Annotated in this window: 12 protein-coding genes and 1 other RNA gene; 9 read left to right on the top strand and 4 right to left on the bottom strand. The window is 45.9% G+C overall.

The genetic code is table 11. The features are described 5' to 3' along the window. The first annotated feature begins 52 nt into the window (after positions 1–52). The 5 genes from argS to B0I21_RS02835 all read left to right on the top strand — a co-directional run bounded on the left by argS (position 53) and on the right by B0I21_RS02835 (position 6,047). Entirely contained in the window at positions 53–1,837 is a 1,785-nt protein-coding gene (argS, locus tag B0I21_RS02815; protein ID WP_133638883.1) for an arginine--tRNA ligase, read from the top strand. 1 nt (position 1,838) lies between these two features. Further along, positions 1,839–2,915 carry a Gfo/Idh/MocA family oxidoreductase gene (locus tag B0I21_RS02820; protein WP_133638884.1) on the top strand — a complete coding sequence of 359 codons (1,077 nt, stop codon included), beginning with the start codon at positions 1,839–1,841 and terminating at the stop codon, positions 2,913–2,915. Next, positions 2,915–4,108 (top strand): BaiN/RdsA family NAD(P)/FAD-dependent oxidoreductase, encoded by a 1,194-nt coding sequence (locus B0I21_RS02825; RefSeq protein WP_133638885.1) that lies wholly within the window; start codon positions 2,915–2,917, stop codon positions 4,106–4,108. The genes B0I21_RS02820 and B0I21_RS02825 overlap by 1 nt, the downstream gene beginning before the upstream one ends. A gap of 112 nt (positions 4,109–4,220) precedes the next feature. Next, positions 4,221–4,601: RNase P RNA component class A (rnpB, locus tag B0I21_RS02830), an RNA gene on the top strand. 57 nt (positions 4,602–4,658) lie between these two features. Beyond that, complete coding sequence (locus B0I21_RS02835; protein WP_133638887.1) at positions 4,659–6,047, top strand: sigma-54-dependent transcriptional regulator; 1,389 nt, start codon at positions 4,659–4,661, stop codon at positions 6,045–6,047. Positions 6,048–6,413: 366 nt separating this feature from the next. On the opposite strand, the gene B0I21_RS02840 is transcribed toward B0I21_RS02835, so the two are convergent. Further along, a complete protein-coding gene (locus B0I21_RS02840) occupies positions 6,414–7,256 on the bottom strand; it encodes an ATP cone domain-containing protein (protein ID WP_133638889.1) in 843 nt (280 codons plus the stop codon). Positions 7,257–7,359: 103 nt separating this feature from the next. On the opposite strand from B0I21_RS02840, the gene B0I21_RS02845 reads away from it, so the two are divergent. Then, the gene (locus tag B0I21_RS02845) at positions 7,360–7,662 is read left to right on the top strand and encodes a YgaP-like transmembrane domain (protein WP_133639005.1); all 303 of its coding nucleotides are present in this window, start codon (positions 7,360–7,362) and stop codon (positions 7,660–7,662) included. 343 nt (positions 7,663–8,005) lie between these two features. On the opposite strand, the gene B0I21_RS02850 is transcribed toward B0I21_RS02845, so the two are convergent. Together B0I21_RS02850 and fabG are read right to left on the bottom strand one after the other, a co-directional pair. Beyond that, entirely contained in the window at positions 8,006–8,980 is a 975-nt protein-coding gene (locus B0I21_RS02850; protein WP_133638891.1) for a LuxE/PaaK family acyltransferase, read from the bottom strand. A gap of 181 nt (positions 8,981–9,161) precedes the next feature. Beyond that, positions 9,162–9,905 (bottom strand): 3-oxoacyl-[acyl-carrier-protein] reductase, encoded by a 744-nt coding sequence (gene fabG, locus B0I21_RS02855; protein WP_133638893.1) that lies wholly within the window; start codon positions 9,903–9,905, stop codon positions 9,162–9,164. Positions 9,906–10,144: 239 nt separating this feature from the next. Here fabG and B0I21_RS02860 point away from each other — a divergent pair, with 239 nt between their 5' ends. From B0I21_RS02860 to B0I21_RS02870, 3 genes are all read left to right on the top strand, one after another. Beyond that, positions 10,145–11,638, top strand: coding sequence for a malate:quinone oxidoreductase (locus B0I21_RS02860; protein ID WP_133638894.1), 1,494 nt, complete (start codon positions 10,145–10,147; stop codon positions 11,636–11,638). A 191-nt stretch (positions 11,639–11,829) separates the two neighbouring features. Beyond that, positions 11,830–12,453, top strand: coding sequence for a nicotinamide riboside transporter PnuC (gene pnuC / locus B0I21_RS02865; RefSeq protein ID WP_133638896.1), 624 nt, complete (start codon positions 11,830–11,832; stop codon positions 12,451–12,453). After that, positions 12,440–13,504 (top strand): acyl-CoA dehydrogenase family protein, encoded by a 1,065-nt coding sequence (locus tag B0I21_RS02870; protein WP_133638898.1) that lies wholly within the window; start codon positions 12,440–12,442, stop codon positions 13,502–13,504. The genes pnuC and B0I21_RS02870 overlap by 14 nt, the downstream gene beginning before the upstream one ends. A 56-nt stretch (positions 13,505–13,560) precedes the next feature. Here B0I21_RS02870 and B0I21_RS02875 read toward each other — a convergent pair whose 3' ends face one another. Next, positions 13,561–14,379 (bottom strand): integrin alpha, encoded by an 819-nt coding sequence (locus tag B0I21_RS02875; protein WP_133638900.1) that lies wholly within the window; start codon positions 14,377–14,379, stop codon positions 13,561–13,563. Between the last annotated feature and the right edge of the window lie 43 nt (positions 14,380–14,422).

The raw sequence follows: 14,422 nt of genomic DNA on the forward strand, positions 1-14,422 counted from the left end.
GATATTTTTAATATTCATTATCAGAAAGTTATAAAAATTACGAAATAATTACATGGCTTATTCTATTCAAAACGAGTTAATAAAGGATACCCTTCAAGCCGTTGAGGCGCTTTACGGAGTTGATGTTCCTGAAACACAGATCACGCTACAAGAGACCAGAAAGGAATTCGACGGGCACATCACTGTTGTTGTTTTTCCCATTACGCGCTTTTCGAAACAGTCGCCCGAGCAAACAGGCGCCGCCATAGGCGAATGGCTTCGGGACAACGTGCAGGAGATTGCGGACTTCAATGTAATAAAAGGCTTTTTGAATATCAGCTTGTCCGATGAGTATTGGATAGATGTCGTGAACACGGCCCTGTCGAAACCAGATTTTGGCAGGTTCCCGTCTAATGGCAAACGCCTAATGGTCGAGTATAGCTCGCCTAATACCAACAAGCCGCTACACCTTGGCCATATCCGTAACAATCTATTAGGCTTTTCCGTGGCGGAGATCTTAAAAGCCTACGGCTACGATGTCGTTAAAGCAAATCTTGTGAACGATCGCGGTATTCACATCTGCAAGTCTATGTTGGCTTGGCAGAAGTTTGGCGAAGGGGAAACACCCACTTCATCTGGTTTGAAGGGCGACCATCTGGTAGGTAAATACTACGTTATATTTGATAAGGAATATAAGAAGGAAATCGAAGCCTTAATGCAGCAAGGTGCCACAGAAGAAGAGGCGAAGAAGCGTGCGCCACTAATCAAGGAGGCGCAGCTGATGTTGCAGAAATGGGAAGCCGCTGATACCGAAGTGATCAACCTTTGGAAAACAATGAATGGCTGGGTATATGATGGTTTTGAAAAAACATACAAGCAGCTTGGTGTCGACTTTGATAAGTTTTATTACGAGTCAAATACCTATCTATTAGGCAAAGATATTATACAAGATGGTTTGGATCGGGGCGTATTCTTTCGCAAAGAGGACAACTCGGTATGGATCGACCTGACCGACGAGGGCCTGGATCAAAAGCTTGTTTTGCGTGGCGATGGCACATCGGTATACATTACGCAAGACTTGGGCACTGCTCAGCTAAAATATGACGATTTCGGTATGGAAGAGTCTATTTATGTGGTGGGCAACGAGCAAGACTATCATTTTAAGGTTCTTTTCCTGATCTTGAAGAAGCTTGGGAAAGCTTGGGCGGATGGTCTTTTCCATCTTTCTTATGGCATGGTCGACTTGCCATCCGGTAAGATGAAATCCCGTGAAGGTACGGTGGTTGATGCTGACGATTTGATGGAAGAGATGCTGGCTACGGCCAAGACCCGTACGGAAGAGCTAGGCAAAACGGAAGGTTTTTTTGAGGATGAAAAGGCTGACTTGTATAACACCATTGGTATGGGGGCGCTGAAGTACTTCCTTTTGAAAGTAGATCCGAAGAAACGCTTGTTGTTTGACCCTTCGGAATCGGTCGATTTTCAAGGTCATACCGGACCGTTTATACAGTATACGCATGCGCGGATAAAATCGGTGTTAAAGAAAGCTGGTTTTGATACGGCGACTGCGCTGGGAAAGCCCACCATACTATCATCGTTTGAGCAGGAGCTGGTGCAGGCTTTAAGCAACTATCCGGCTGTGATCGAAGCCTCGGCAAAAGAATTTTCACCCGCCCAACTGGCGAACTACGCGTACGATATTGCAAAACTCTATAACAAGTTTTACCACGAGGAAACCATTTTAAAAGCCGAAAATGCAGACATTAAAAATTTCCGTTTGCATCTCTCCGCGGTAGCTGCGCGCGTGATAGCGGAGAGTATGCGCATGCTCGGCATTGCTGTTCCAGAACGAATGTAACATGAAAAAAATAAAGATTGGACTGATCGGTTTTTCTATTGGGGGGCAAGTGTTTCATGCGCCCTTTATCGTAGGAAATCCGCAGCTGGAGCTGTATAAGGTGACGGCAAGAAAAGATGAACAAAAGAAGCTTTTGGCCACGCGGTATCCGCAAGCTATTGCGGTCGAAAGCGCGGATGATATTATAAACGATAGCGCCGTTGATTTGGTGGTGGTTGCCACGTCCAACGATGTTCACTACGCGTTGGCTAAGCGGGCCCTAGAAGCCGGAAAACATGTCGTCGTGGAGAAGCCGTTTACCAACACCAGTGCAGAAGCCGATGAACTCATCGACCTGGCCAAGGAAAAAGGCTTGTTACTCACGGTGCACCATAATGCGCGTTTTCATTCGGATTACAAAACCGTTTCAAAAGTTATTCAATCTGGCGTGCTCGGCCATTTAGTCAATTATGAAGGGCGCTACGACCGTTTTCGCAATTACTTACGTGAAGGCGCATGGCGGGAAGAAGATCTCCCCGGATCCGGTATACACTATGATTTAGGTGCACATCTGCTGGATCAGGCGCTACAGCTGTTTGGCGCTCCCGACTGGATTTTTGCCGACCTGCGGAAGCAGCGTGAAGGAGCTAAGGCGGTTGATGATTTTGAATTTATCCTAAGCTACCCCAATCTTAAAGTTTCACTTAAAGGGCAGATGTTAGCCAAAGAATCTACGGCCCGCTATGCGCTTTACGGTTGGAACGGCTCCTTCGTCAAGCCGGGTACGGATCCGCAGGAGGAGTTGCTGCGCGCTGGTATTTTGCCGCACGAGGTGGCCAACTGGGGGCGTGAAGACGCTGCCACCTATGGCCGCTTATCCTTACTTCAGGCGGGCAAGGATGTGGAAAGAACAATCGAAAGCGAGCTGGGATCTGGCCCGGATTTTTACGCCAATGTGGCGGCTCACCTTCGCGGAGAAGCTTCGTTGTTGATCACAGCGGAACAGGGGAGGGATGTTATTCGTGTGTTAGAAGCTGCCGAGGAATCGTGGAAACAGAAAAAAGCCATATCCTTGAAAGATAGATTACGCGCCTATTAATGGAATACGATGCCGTGATTGTTGGAGGTGGTGCTTGCGGACTGATGTGCGCGGCGCAAGCTGGACTCTTAGGGAAGCGGACGTTGCTGTTGGAAAAAAATGATAAAGTAGGCGCTAAGATCTTGATTTCTGGCGGTGGCCGCTGTAACTATACCAACCTGCATACCGATATTCACAATTTTGTTTCGGAGAATCCGAATTTTCTTCACGCCGTGTTTTCACAGTGGACGGTGGATGACACTATACAGTTTTTTCAGTCGTTCGGGAATATCATCGGACAAGAGAAAACATTGGGTCAGCTTTTTCCGCAATCGAATAAGGCGAAGGATATTGTCGGCGTGTTTACCAAACTGATGTATGAGACCCAGCAAGACATATGGCTACAAGCGGAAGTAAAAACAATAGCGCAGGATGGAGATGCCTATACCCTTACGGTGTTACATGAAGGCGCAACGCGCCATATACGCAGTGACAAAGTTGTCATCGCCTCGGGCGGTTTGCCGATAGCAAAGTTAGGTGCTTCGGACTTTGCTTTGCGCACGGCGCGCAAATTTGACCTTCGGGTAGTGGATACGGCGCCGGCACTGGTACCATTGACCATCACGGGCAAAGATGCCGACTGGTATGCCTCACTGGCCGGAAATGCTGTTTTTTCTCGCGTCGCAAATAAGCAAATCAGCTTTGAGGAGAACATTTTGTTTACGCACTGGGGATTAAGCGGGCCAGCTATCTTACAAATATCGTCTTATTGGAAAGCGGGCGAAGTTTTTACCATCAACCTGTTGCCCCACTTCGATGTTCAAGACCTGATCAAGCAGGAGCGCGCAGCGGGAGGGCGGCGCACAGTGAGCCAGTTGTTGCAAGCGCATTTCACCCGAAAGATGGTCGACGCGCTGGGCAAGTTTCTGCCTATCGACCTGAAAATTGCTTCGCTGAGTAAGGCCGATGCCAAATTAATTTGGGACACCATCCACCATTTTGAGGTAAAGCCGGCCGGTGACAAAGGCTACGATAAGGCGGAGGTGATGCGGGGCGGTGTGGCGACAGACGAGCTGCAGGCCAAAACACTGGAAAGCAAAAAGCATAAGGGTCTTTATTTCGGCGGTGAGGCAGTCGATGTAACGGGCTGGCTAGGTGGATATAATTTTCAATGGGCCTGGGCATCTGGGTATGCCATTGCGCAAGATCTGTAATCGTTATCGTATAAAATAGCGATGTTGCTCGGCGCATAGGAGAGAAGTGGTTCGCACAAAAGGCCGTTTAAAAAATTAGGCATTCAGACTAAAAATAGTACCTTTGCAGCTGAAGCAAACTGGTTCTATCGCTGTCCTTCTATTGGGGGAGAGAGGAAAGTCCGGGCAACATAGAGCAATACGCTTCCTAACGGGAAGGCTCCCAGAGTCTGGGAGACAGCAAGTGCCACAGAAAATATACCGCTGCAGTTTCTGTAGTAAGGGTGAAAACGTGAGGTAAGAGCTCACGGTATTGTATGGTGACATGCATTACGGTAAACCTCGTGTGTTGAAAAACCAAATAGGTTGCGAACATGAAGGCTGCTCGTCTTCTATCGTTTCGACGGTATTCGCAACGGGTAGGTTGATCGAGCTTACATGCGAATGTAAGCCTAGATAAATGATAGAAATCCTGTAAAGGATACAGAACCCGGCTTACAAGGTTTGCTTCTTTTTTGTAAATTATTCCATTATTTACTAATTTGTTTGACTATTACCAAGAAGAAAATATATGACAACAATCCTGATTATCGACGACGAACGTCCCATACGGAGTTCACTGCGTGATATATTAGAATATGAAGATTACAAGGTTTTGGACGTTGATAACGGGCTTGAAGGTCTTGACGTATTAAAAAAAGAAAAGATCGACCTCGTACTTTGCGATATCAAAATGAACAAAATGGATGGTATGGAAGTGCTGACTGCTGCGCAGGAGATCACGGATACGCCATTTATTATGATTTCCGGTCATGGCACCATCGAGACCGCTGTTGAAGCTGCCCGGAGAGGGGCATATGATTTCCTCGAGAAGCCTTTGGATCTTAACCGCCTATTGATCACGGTACGCAACGCGCTGGAGAAAGGTACGTTGGTTAAAGAAACGAAGGTTTTAAAAAAGAAGGTTTCTAAAACGAAGGAGATCCTTGGTGCGTCTTCTGGCATTCGCCTAATCAAGGAGACGATCGAGCGGGTGGCACCTACTGATGCGCGTGTCTTGGTTACTGGTGAGAACGGATCTGGAAAGGAACTTGTGGCCCGTTGGCTGCACGAAAAGTCCAATCGTTCCACATCACCCTTGGTGGAGGTTAACTGTGCGGCTATCCCATCAGAACTGATCGAATCTGAACTTTTCGGACACGAAAAGGGCTCATTTACTTCGGCTGTGAAGCAGCGGATCGGTAAATTCGAGCAGGCAAATAACGGTACCCTATTCCTTGACGAGATTGGCGATATGAGCTTATCTGCGCAAGCGAAGGTATTACGGGCGTTGCAGGAGAATAAAATCACGCGTGTGGGTGGCGAAAAAGAAATTGACGTTAACGTGCGTGTTATTGCGGCAACAAACAAGGATTTACTCAAAGAGATCGAGGCAGGCAATTTCCGTATGGACCTTTACCACCGCTTGAGCGTTATTTTGATACACGTCCCTTCGTTGAATGAACGTTCAGACGATATCCCGCTTATTGCAACAAGTTTCTGTGATGAGATTTGTGGTGATTACAACATTCCGACTAAGGAGATTACGGTGCAGGCTATGCAAGCACTACAAGCATTGCCTTGGACAGGAAATATCCGTGAATTGCGTAACATGATCGAGCGCTTGGTTATTTTAAGTGATAAGAAGATTACTGATCGTGATGTTAGTCTGTATGCTAACCCGTCGAAACAGCACAGCGCGGTAGGCCATGTCAGCGAAGTCAGAAACGGCGGTGGCGGATTTGAGTTCGACGAATTTGAGTCGTTTCAGGAATTTAAAGATCATGCGGAGAAGGAATATATCAATTTCAAACTCGACAAAAATGCGTGGAATGTGTCAAAGACGGCTGATGAGATAGGGATTCAGCGAAGTCATTTGTACCATAAAATAGAAAAATTTGGTCTTAAACGGGCGGACTAAAAAGAAAAGCTGTGGAAATTTCCACAGCTTTTCTTTTTAGTCATTGAATTTCCTTTTTTGCCTGCGATACAGGACAATTATGATAACAATCAATATAATGACTCCAACGATAATAGCGGAAGTAGGCGATGTTTCCTGAGATGCCGCCGCAGCAATATGCTTTGAATGTGCTTGGATAGCAAGGGATACGTAACTGAATAATATTAAAAGACCCGCTTTTCTCATAACCTAATCATTTAAAATTTATAATTTCGATAAGATAACTTTTTTTGTTTGGTAATCAAAATTATAGTGCAAAAAACGAACCGCTTTTGCCAATTGGCGAATAAAGCTGGCCCCAAAGGATTAATTTACGGAGAAAATGGGCTATACCATCTCTACCGGTGTATGTAGTAGCTCCGTGGCTTCTTGCAAAATCCGTTTCCGTTTACCACCATCGGCTTGCAAATGGTCAAGAAATTTCGGCATGTGTATTAAATCTTGCACGAGAATGCATTCGTTTTTGAGCAGGGTAGCTTTGTCCATCGTTGACAAGGTGCTGAGGCAAGTAATCGGATAAAGCCCTTTGTTGTCGACACGTTGTTTAATGTTTTTTTCTGCTGGGTAGTCCCAGGCAAGCAGGTTTAGCTTATAGTATGACCCGAATGTTTTGGAATCCAGGGTCAAGTGTGCGTTTGTCACTAACCAACCATCAGAAAGTTTCTTCTCGCTTCCGAAAAAATTATAGGGTAGTCCTTTGATATCGTTAACACGCGAAAGGAAATACATCGGCGTAGTGACGGATATTTTCGCGTCAGCGTCGTTACGAAACTTGCATTCAATAGCGAGTAGTTCATCTCCTTGTAAAGCGATGACATCTATTTCGTGGGTGATTGCGCGTCCCTTAATGGTTTGACTGGTCATGGTCTGGTAGCCGTCGTCGGCAAATAACTTTGCAATCCATCGTTCGAAGTAAAACCCTTCAGGGCCTAATTCTTGAAGTGCTTTCTTTAACGCGTAGCGTGCTGCGTGTGCTCCTTTGTGCTCCTTTAAGCTGTCAAAAGCCATATCATAGAGTTCGCGGGTGCTAATGCCATCATACAATTTAGCTTGTATAGCTTGATAGACCTGCTCGACTTGTGCTTCCGTAGCGCCGGAACGAAATAGCGACTGCCTTAAGCTATGTGGATCAAAGGGAACAAGCTCGCCCGAATATTTTTTTACCTGCATGCGTACCGGATTTCGTAATCGATTTTACGAAAAAATAGGAAATTTTACAAATACAGCAAAACATTTTAAATTGACTGGCTGTTATCTTCATAAAACTAAAGCTATGGGAATTTTAGATCTAACAATTGATAAGGTTAAAGAAAAAATAGATGAGGCTTGCGAACATGGCCAAATATCAAATTCGGAACGTATTCTCTCTGTAGTAGCCGGCGGCTTTATTGTAGGCTGTGCTGTTAAACGTGTTTTGAAAAAGCCATTGACTGCAGTATCTTGTCTGACGTTGGGGGCTGCCTTGGTGACGCGCGGAATTACGGGTAAATGTGCGGTAAAAGGCGCTGTTGATGCCGCAAACGAAAGCAACGAGAAAGATATTACGATTATCGAACATCGACATATTGTTAAGTAAGGCTTTTCCGGAGAAATTTTTCAGTATGAGCCTTGAATAAGGTATTTGGCGACCGCGTAACGTGGTTGCCATTTTTGTTTTGCAGTAGTGAGTGGGTAGTGCGTAGGGAGTATCGCGAATTGGGATGGTAGTACCTAGTATGTAGATGTTAGTATATAGATATTTGTATGTAGATTGGGTATTGGGTAATGCGAAAATGAGCGTCACTGCGAGCCAGAGGAACGATGGCTTGACGTTTCGAATAATAAGACATTATGCCCTTGTACTGGTTTCCGCGTTGTGCGACGATAGGGGACTGTGCTGCGAAGCGCTCTTAAAAAAGAGCACTTTCTTCTGCATACGATTATTGAACGAGTAGGTTGCAGCCTCGAATATCGCTATTATCGAAACGTCCGAGCACTTCGAAACTACCATCTGCGTAACGCTTGCCCAGATCTTGTGTCGCTAGGAATGCGCAGGAATGGTAGTTAGCCAAATCGATCACATTGATCGCTCCCGTTTGTCCGGAATTGATTAGGCTTAAAGGATCGTTTGTGTCTCGCATCAATACTTTCATCCAGGGAGGTGTTTTGAAGCGACCTTGACCAGCCGAGTAAGCCTGCGATAGTAGCTCTGTCATCCCGTATTCCGAGTGGATATGCTGCACGTTAAAGGTGCTGCAGAGGACATTGTGTAACTCTTCGCGAATCATTTCTTTGCGCTTGCCTTTCATGCCGCCGGTCTCCATCACAATAAGTTCTGGAAAATCGATCTGATAATGATCGCTAAAGTCGAGGAGGGCATAGGTCACACCGATAAGTATCGTTTTTGTACCTTTCTTTTTCAATTGCAAGAGCAGCGCGTACAGCTCGTCATGGTTATACAAAAAATAGCCAGATTCCGGCTGCGCACTTTGTGCGATTAAATCATCGACCATATAAATAAGCGATGAGCCTTCGCGTTCTAGGTAAGAGGGGAGCAGCGCTAGAACGGCAATGTCGTTAACGTCGCCGTAGAACTGCCGAAACGCTTGGCGGAAACTGTCTTCGTACCAAGAGACGTCTGCCACCGCGTGCTTGCTTGTGCTGGTGCCGGTTGTGCCGGAACTAGTGAAATGCAGCACCGGATCGTTAGCCGCTGCGTATATATATTGGGTTTTAAAAAATTCGATGGGTAAAAAAGGAATCTCTTGGTATTGCGTAATTGCACGGTGGTCCACCCCCAGCGCATCCACGTATTGTTGATAAATCGTATTGTGCCGGTATTGATAATTAAAAACGGACAAAGCGGCTTCTTCAAACCTCGAGTCGCTGTCTATAGAGAAAATTGTTGATCGCATACGTGTCGTTTCCGTACAAAGATACGCCAATTTAAATTTTTCTGGCGTAAAAGTTCACGCTGGGGCTGAAATGCGGATGTTAAAAATACCGAATCACGAGGCATGCGAAAAAGCATAAAAAATCCCGATCGATGCCGATCGGGAGTATATGTTTTTTTGTCAAACTCGGTTGAGCGAAGTGCTACAGCATGCCCCCGTCTACTGGAATGACTTGCCCTGTTACATAGGCTGAAAGATCAGAAGCGAGGAACAAACAGGCGTTGGCGACATCTTCGGCTTCCCCAGCGCGTTTCAACGGAATGTTTGCTTCCCAGCCTGCTACCACGTTAGGATCCAGGACATCCGTCATTTCTGTGCGGATAAAGCCTGGGGCAATGACATTGCTGCGGATATTACGTGAACCTAGTTCTTTGGCCACAGACTTCGTGAAGCCTATAATACCAGCCTTTGAGGCTGCATAATTTGCTTGACCAGCATTTCCCTGTACACCGACCACCGAGCTCATGTTGATAAAGGAACCCTTGCGATTCTTCATCATCACCTTCGAAGCCGCCTTGGTGACATTAAATATTGATTTCAGATTGATATTGATCACGTCGTCCCAGTTCTCCTCGGTCATACGCATCAATAATCCATCTTTGGTTATACCTGCATTATTGACAACGATGTCTAGGGTGCCAAAGTCGGCTACGATGTCACTGATCAGCTTTTCCGCCTCAGCAAATTGTGAAGCATCCGAGCGATAGCCTTTAACTTTGGTTCCAAAGCCTTGCAGTTCAGACTCGAGCGCCTGCCCTTTCTCTACAGAAGATAAATACGTAAATGCAACATTCGCTCCCTGTTGAGCAAAAACTTCGGCAATTTTTCTGCCGATGCCTTTTGATGCTCCTGTAACCAGAGCGGTTTTGCCTTCTAATAATTTCATTTTACTAATGAGTTTCCGTTTAAACTAATCCACAAAAATGTTAAATATTCGGATATTATCCCAATTTTTTTTCGATAACTGCGTTGCCAGGTCATCAGCAGGAACGTGGAGCTCAGAGTTTCATCAGGATCCATACGCCTAAGATTGTTGAAAAATTGGTAGTATTAATGAAAGAATTTTGACATTTTGATTGCGCTAAAACCGATTTGAATGTTAATTTTGTACGGAATTTAAGAATCATGGGTAAAAAAGCTAAAAAATCTGAAGTAGATGTGGTGTTAATCGGTGCGGGCATCATGAGCGCAACCTTGGGGACTTTAATTAATGAGTTGAGTCCAGATATCCAGATTGAGATTGTTGAACGTTTAGATCTCGTTGCTGCAGAGAGTTCAGACGCTTGGAACAATGCTGGAACGGGACACTCCGCGTTGTGTGAGCTGAACTATACGCCTGAACAGCCTGATGGCACCGTTAAGATTGCAAAAGCGATTGATATTGCTGAACAATTTGAAATTTCAAAACAGTTTTGGACCTACCTCGTCGAGCAGGATATTCTTAAAAAACCGGAGGAATTTATTCGCCAAGTTCCACACATGAGTGCCGTCTTTGGCGAGAAAGATGTAAACTTCTTGCGTGCGCGGTATGAAGCTATGTCGAAAGAGACCTTGTTTAAGGATATGGTCTATACAGAAGATAAAACCGTACTAAAAGAGTGGATTCCACTGATGATGGATAATCGCGATGAGCAAGAACAAATTGCCGCAACACGCATGGACATCGGTACGGACGTTAATTTCGGCTCGTTAACACGTGATTTAATTCAACATTTACAGACAAAAGATAATATTAAGCTTTCCCTAAACCAAGAAGTTCGGGATATCGATCGGGCAGATGACGGAAAATGGGAAGTAGAGTTGAAGGATTTGAATAACGGCGAAAAGCGCAAGATTAAAGCGAAGTTCGTATTTATCGGTGCGGGCGGTCGTTCTTTACTCTTGTTGGAAAAGTCCGGCATACCAGAGGCAAAAGGCTACGGTGGCTTCCCGGTTGGTGGGCAGTGGCTACGTTGTAAAAATCCGGAGATCATCAAGCAGCACCACGCGAAGGTATATGGAAAAGCTTCTGTCGGTGCGCCACCTATGTCGGTACCCCACTTGGATACGCGTTATATCGATGGTGAACAGGCTTTATTATTTGGACCTTACGCGGGCTTCTCGACCAAATTTCTAAAAAAAGGATCTTACTTTGATCTTCCGGCTTCGATCAAATTATCCAATATTCGCCCCATGATTTCAGCCGGCCTGGACAACCTGGACCTGACGAAATATTTAATCACGGAGGTGATGAAAAGCCCGTCGGATAAGCTGGACGCACTGAAACAATTTATGCCAACAGCAAAGATGGAGGATTGGGGAATTGAGGTGGCTGGCCAACGGGTGCAGGTTATCAAAAAGGATCCGAAACATGGTGGTATTCTGGAATTCGGTACGGAGGTCGTGTCTGCTGCCGATGGATCTATCGCTGCGCTCTTAGGTGCATCGCCGGGTGCATCAACATCAGTCGCTATCATGATCAATCTGCTGAAACGCTGCTTCCCAGAACGCGCTAAATCCGATCAATACCGGAACAAGTTGCGGGAGATGATTCCATCGTGGGGCAAAAAGCTGAATGATGATGCGGCTCTGTGTGAGCAGGTGCGTCAGCGTTCGCAAGAAGCCTTGAAGCTGTCTTAGTTAGCAGATAACGCATACGCATATACGTTTAACAATCGGGGTGCACGAACGTGCTGAGAACATACCCGTTCTCGTATGACAATACGGGAGGAACCTGATCCAGGTAATGCTGGCGTAGGGACAATTTCCTTTCTTACTTGGCCGTGTACCACGCTTACATCACTATTTAATGGGGGTGGTACTATTTATACATGGCTGAATTTTTAGATAAACTCCTTGCAGCGCTTCAGGAAACATCCTGGACGGAGCGCTTTGCCGTTTGCTTCGGCATTATACAAGTGCTGCTTTCCAGTCGCAATAAAATATCCAATTACTTTTTTGGTATCTTATCGATCATACTCACGATATCCGTTCTTTTTCAGGCTCGGCTCTATGCCGAAATATTACTCAATCTGTATTACCTGATTATGAGTGTGTACGGACTCTGGTATTGGAAATATCGAGACGTGGACCGTGTGGTGGCCATCACGCGTTGCTCGCGGCAGGATTGGCTTATGGTGTTATCTATTGTCGTTGTTGGCTACATCGTCTTATTTCTGCTGTTGATTTACGCTACCGACTCCGATGTGCCGATGATGGACGCTATGGTGTCGAGCACGGCTTGGGCGGGGATGTGGCTGCTGGCACGCCGAAAGCTGGAAAATTGGCTATTGCTAAACATCAGTAATTTCATTGCGGTGCCTTTATTGTTTTACAAAGAGTTGTACCTGTTTGGCTGTCTGACTATCTTTCTATTTATCGTGGCCATCGTAGGCTATATACGCTGGACAAAAATTATACAAAACCAACATCATACGACACATGGAGCTTCCTAAAGAGATAATAGATCGTATACAAGACGAGATAATACCTAGCATAGATAAAAAAACGCTGTCAGACAACCTGTTGCATCTCGTTTACGAGCAACATTGGTTTAACCTATGGGTGCCGAAAGAGTATGGCGGCCTAGGATATGGACTGGAAGAGGGATGTAAACTTTTGGAAGAGCTGGCGTATGTCGATGGCGGCTTTGGTTGGACAGTGACGCTGTGTTCGGGTGCTAATATGTTTGCCGGTTTCCTCGATCCAGACCTTGCGACTACCCTATTCCAAAAGCCCAACGTATGTTGGGGTGGGAGTGGTAAACCATCCGGCAAGGCAGAGCGGGTGGAGGACGGCTATTTAATAACGGGCTATTGGCAGTATGCCACCGGCGCCCCACATCTTACTCATTTTACACTTAATGCTTGGGTCTATGAAAATGGCTCGCCAGCAGTAGACGAAAAAGGGGAGCCCATTTACCAGTCTTTCTTCGTTGACCGTGATGATGTGCTTGTGCATTACGATTGGGATACCTTCGGGTTAGCTTGTACGGCAAGCCATAGTTTTTCCGTGCAGCAGCTTTTTGTCCCCGCCAATCGGGCGTTTACGATAGCGCCCGCGGCGCGAACCCACGCCAGTAAATTGTTTGAAATTCCCTTTATGCCGTTTGCCGCCTGCACGTTAGCTGTCAACTACATTGGCATGTTTCGCCGGTTTTTGGATCTATTGGAGCGCCAACTTATGGTGAAGGCGCAGGATCCCGGTCGGGATGGCCCACAGCTGAAACGAATATTAAGGGCACTTGATCAGGCAAGGCTCGCGATCGAAGAACGTTCTGCGAGACTATATGCGTTAATGGCCTTGGTTTGGAAAAATGATGCTGTCGATGCATCCCTTGTCGATGAGATTGATACGGTGAGCCGTGACTGCGTTGCACTAGGCAAGGCCGCTATCGTTGAACTATTTCCCTACGGTGGAATCGCTGCAGCGCAATGGGACAATGCGTTGAATATCGTATTTCGCCATTTCTTTACCGCGACGCAGCATAACTTGCTCCAACGCTAACGTCATGCGCTGGCCGACAATCGCTGATAAGCCATCTTCTTCTATCCGTTGAAAGGCTAACAGTCAAATTGGCGTGCCGCTTCGAAGGCTTTTACCTTTCCATTCTCGCGCTCCGTCGATAAAATGAGTAGCGTACGTTCTTCTTCGTAATGCCTTGGTGCGGAAATAATAAAATCAGGCAAATGATCGCCGTCAAGGTCGCCTACAAAAAGAAGTTCGATAAAGGTGTCATTAAAAGACTCTTCACTAACCAACGTAACCGCATTTCCTTGCTGATCTATGAGCTGCAACGCGTAATTAGTGACGTTATGAAAAGTATAGGTTTGCTTTGTATCATCTGTAAAGGTTTCCGAGCCGTTAATGGTGCCTGTGCCTTCCAAGCTGTAGTTTGCCCCCTGAAAGGAGAAACTGGTCTTCACACCAGGCCAAAGTAAAGCTTTTGACCTATCCACTTGGTTTTTGACTCCGGTTTTTATTTTCCCAGGTTTTACAAATACCAAGGATTTATTTGTGGTGTTGATTGTTTTCGTATTCACCCCTGCACAATCGTCAAAACCTGTTATGATATGGTAAGAGAGCGGCTGAACCTGCACGGCTGAACCCAACGTAAAAATTTCCAGCCAGTTGGAATCAACCATTGCCGTTGGATCATCTGTTTCTTCCCAAATGCGATAGGTGCCGCTTAACATGGTCATGCCTTCAACTAACTCCGGTGCTACGCTGCTCGGCACCGAATGATTAGCGGCGGCATCCGACGCGATTGTATCGGGCAACTGTTCAGCTGAAATAACATTTTGCTGCCTAGGTTTTGATCCTATATTTTGGCAGGATAGAAAGAGTAGCGAGGCAAATACGGCCAAGAAATAGTTGTGCATAGCTTTTATTAGGGAAAAACACGTTGATGGTAAACGATTTAAA

This window comes from Sphingobacterium paludis, from assembly GCF_004364125.1.
GTDB classification, from domain to species: domain Bacteria; phylum Bacteroidota; class Bacteroidia; order Sphingobacteriales; family Sphingobacteriaceae; genus Sphingobacterium; species Sphingobacterium paludis.

Coding starts and splice junctions, on each gene's coding strand:
- fabG (WP_133638893.1), bottom strand. CDS start 9,905: ATGAAATTATTAGAAGGCAAAACCGCTCTGGTTACAGGAGCATCAAAA.
- argS (WP_133638883.1), top strand. CDS start 53: ATGGCTTATTCTATTCAAAACGAGTTAATAAAGGATACCCTTCAAGCC.
- B0I21_RS02825 (WP_133638885.1), top strand. CDS start 2,915: ATGGAATACGATGCCGTGATTGTTGGAGGTGGTGCTTGCGGACTGATG.
- B0I21_RS02820 (WP_133638884.1), top strand. CDS start 1,839: ATGAAAAAAATAAAGATTGGACTGATCGGTTTTTCTATTGGGGGGCAA.
- pnuC (WP_133638896.1), top strand. CDS start 11,830: ATGGCTGAATTTTTAGATAAACTCCTTGCAGCGCTTCAGGAAACATCC.
- B0I21_RS02835 (WP_133638887.1), top strand. CDS start 4,659: ATGACAACAATCCTGATTATCGACGACGAACGTCCCATACGGAGTTCA.
- B0I21_RS02875 (WP_133638900.1), bottom strand. CDS start 14,379: ATGCACAACTATTTCTTGGCCGTATTTGCCTCGCTACTCTTTCTATCC.
- B0I21_RS02870 (WP_133638898.1), top strand. CDS start 12,440: ATGGAGCTTCCTAAAGAGATAATAGATCGTATACAAGACGAGATAATA.
- B0I21_RS02840 (WP_133638889.1), bottom strand. CDS start 7,256: ATGCAGGTAAAAAAATATTCGGGCGAGCTTGTTCCCTTTGATCCACAT.
- B0I21_RS02860 (WP_133638894.1), top strand. CDS start 10,145: ATGGGTAAAAAAGCTAAAAAATCTGAAGTAGATGTGGTGTTAATCGGT.
- B0I21_RS02845 (WP_133639005.1), top strand. CDS start 7,360: ATGGGAATTTTAGATCTAACAATTGATAAGGTTAAAGAAAAAATAGAT.
- B0I21_RS02850 (WP_133638891.1), bottom strand. CDS start 8,980: ATGCGATCAACAATTTTCTCTATAGACAGCGACTCGAGGTTTGAAGAA.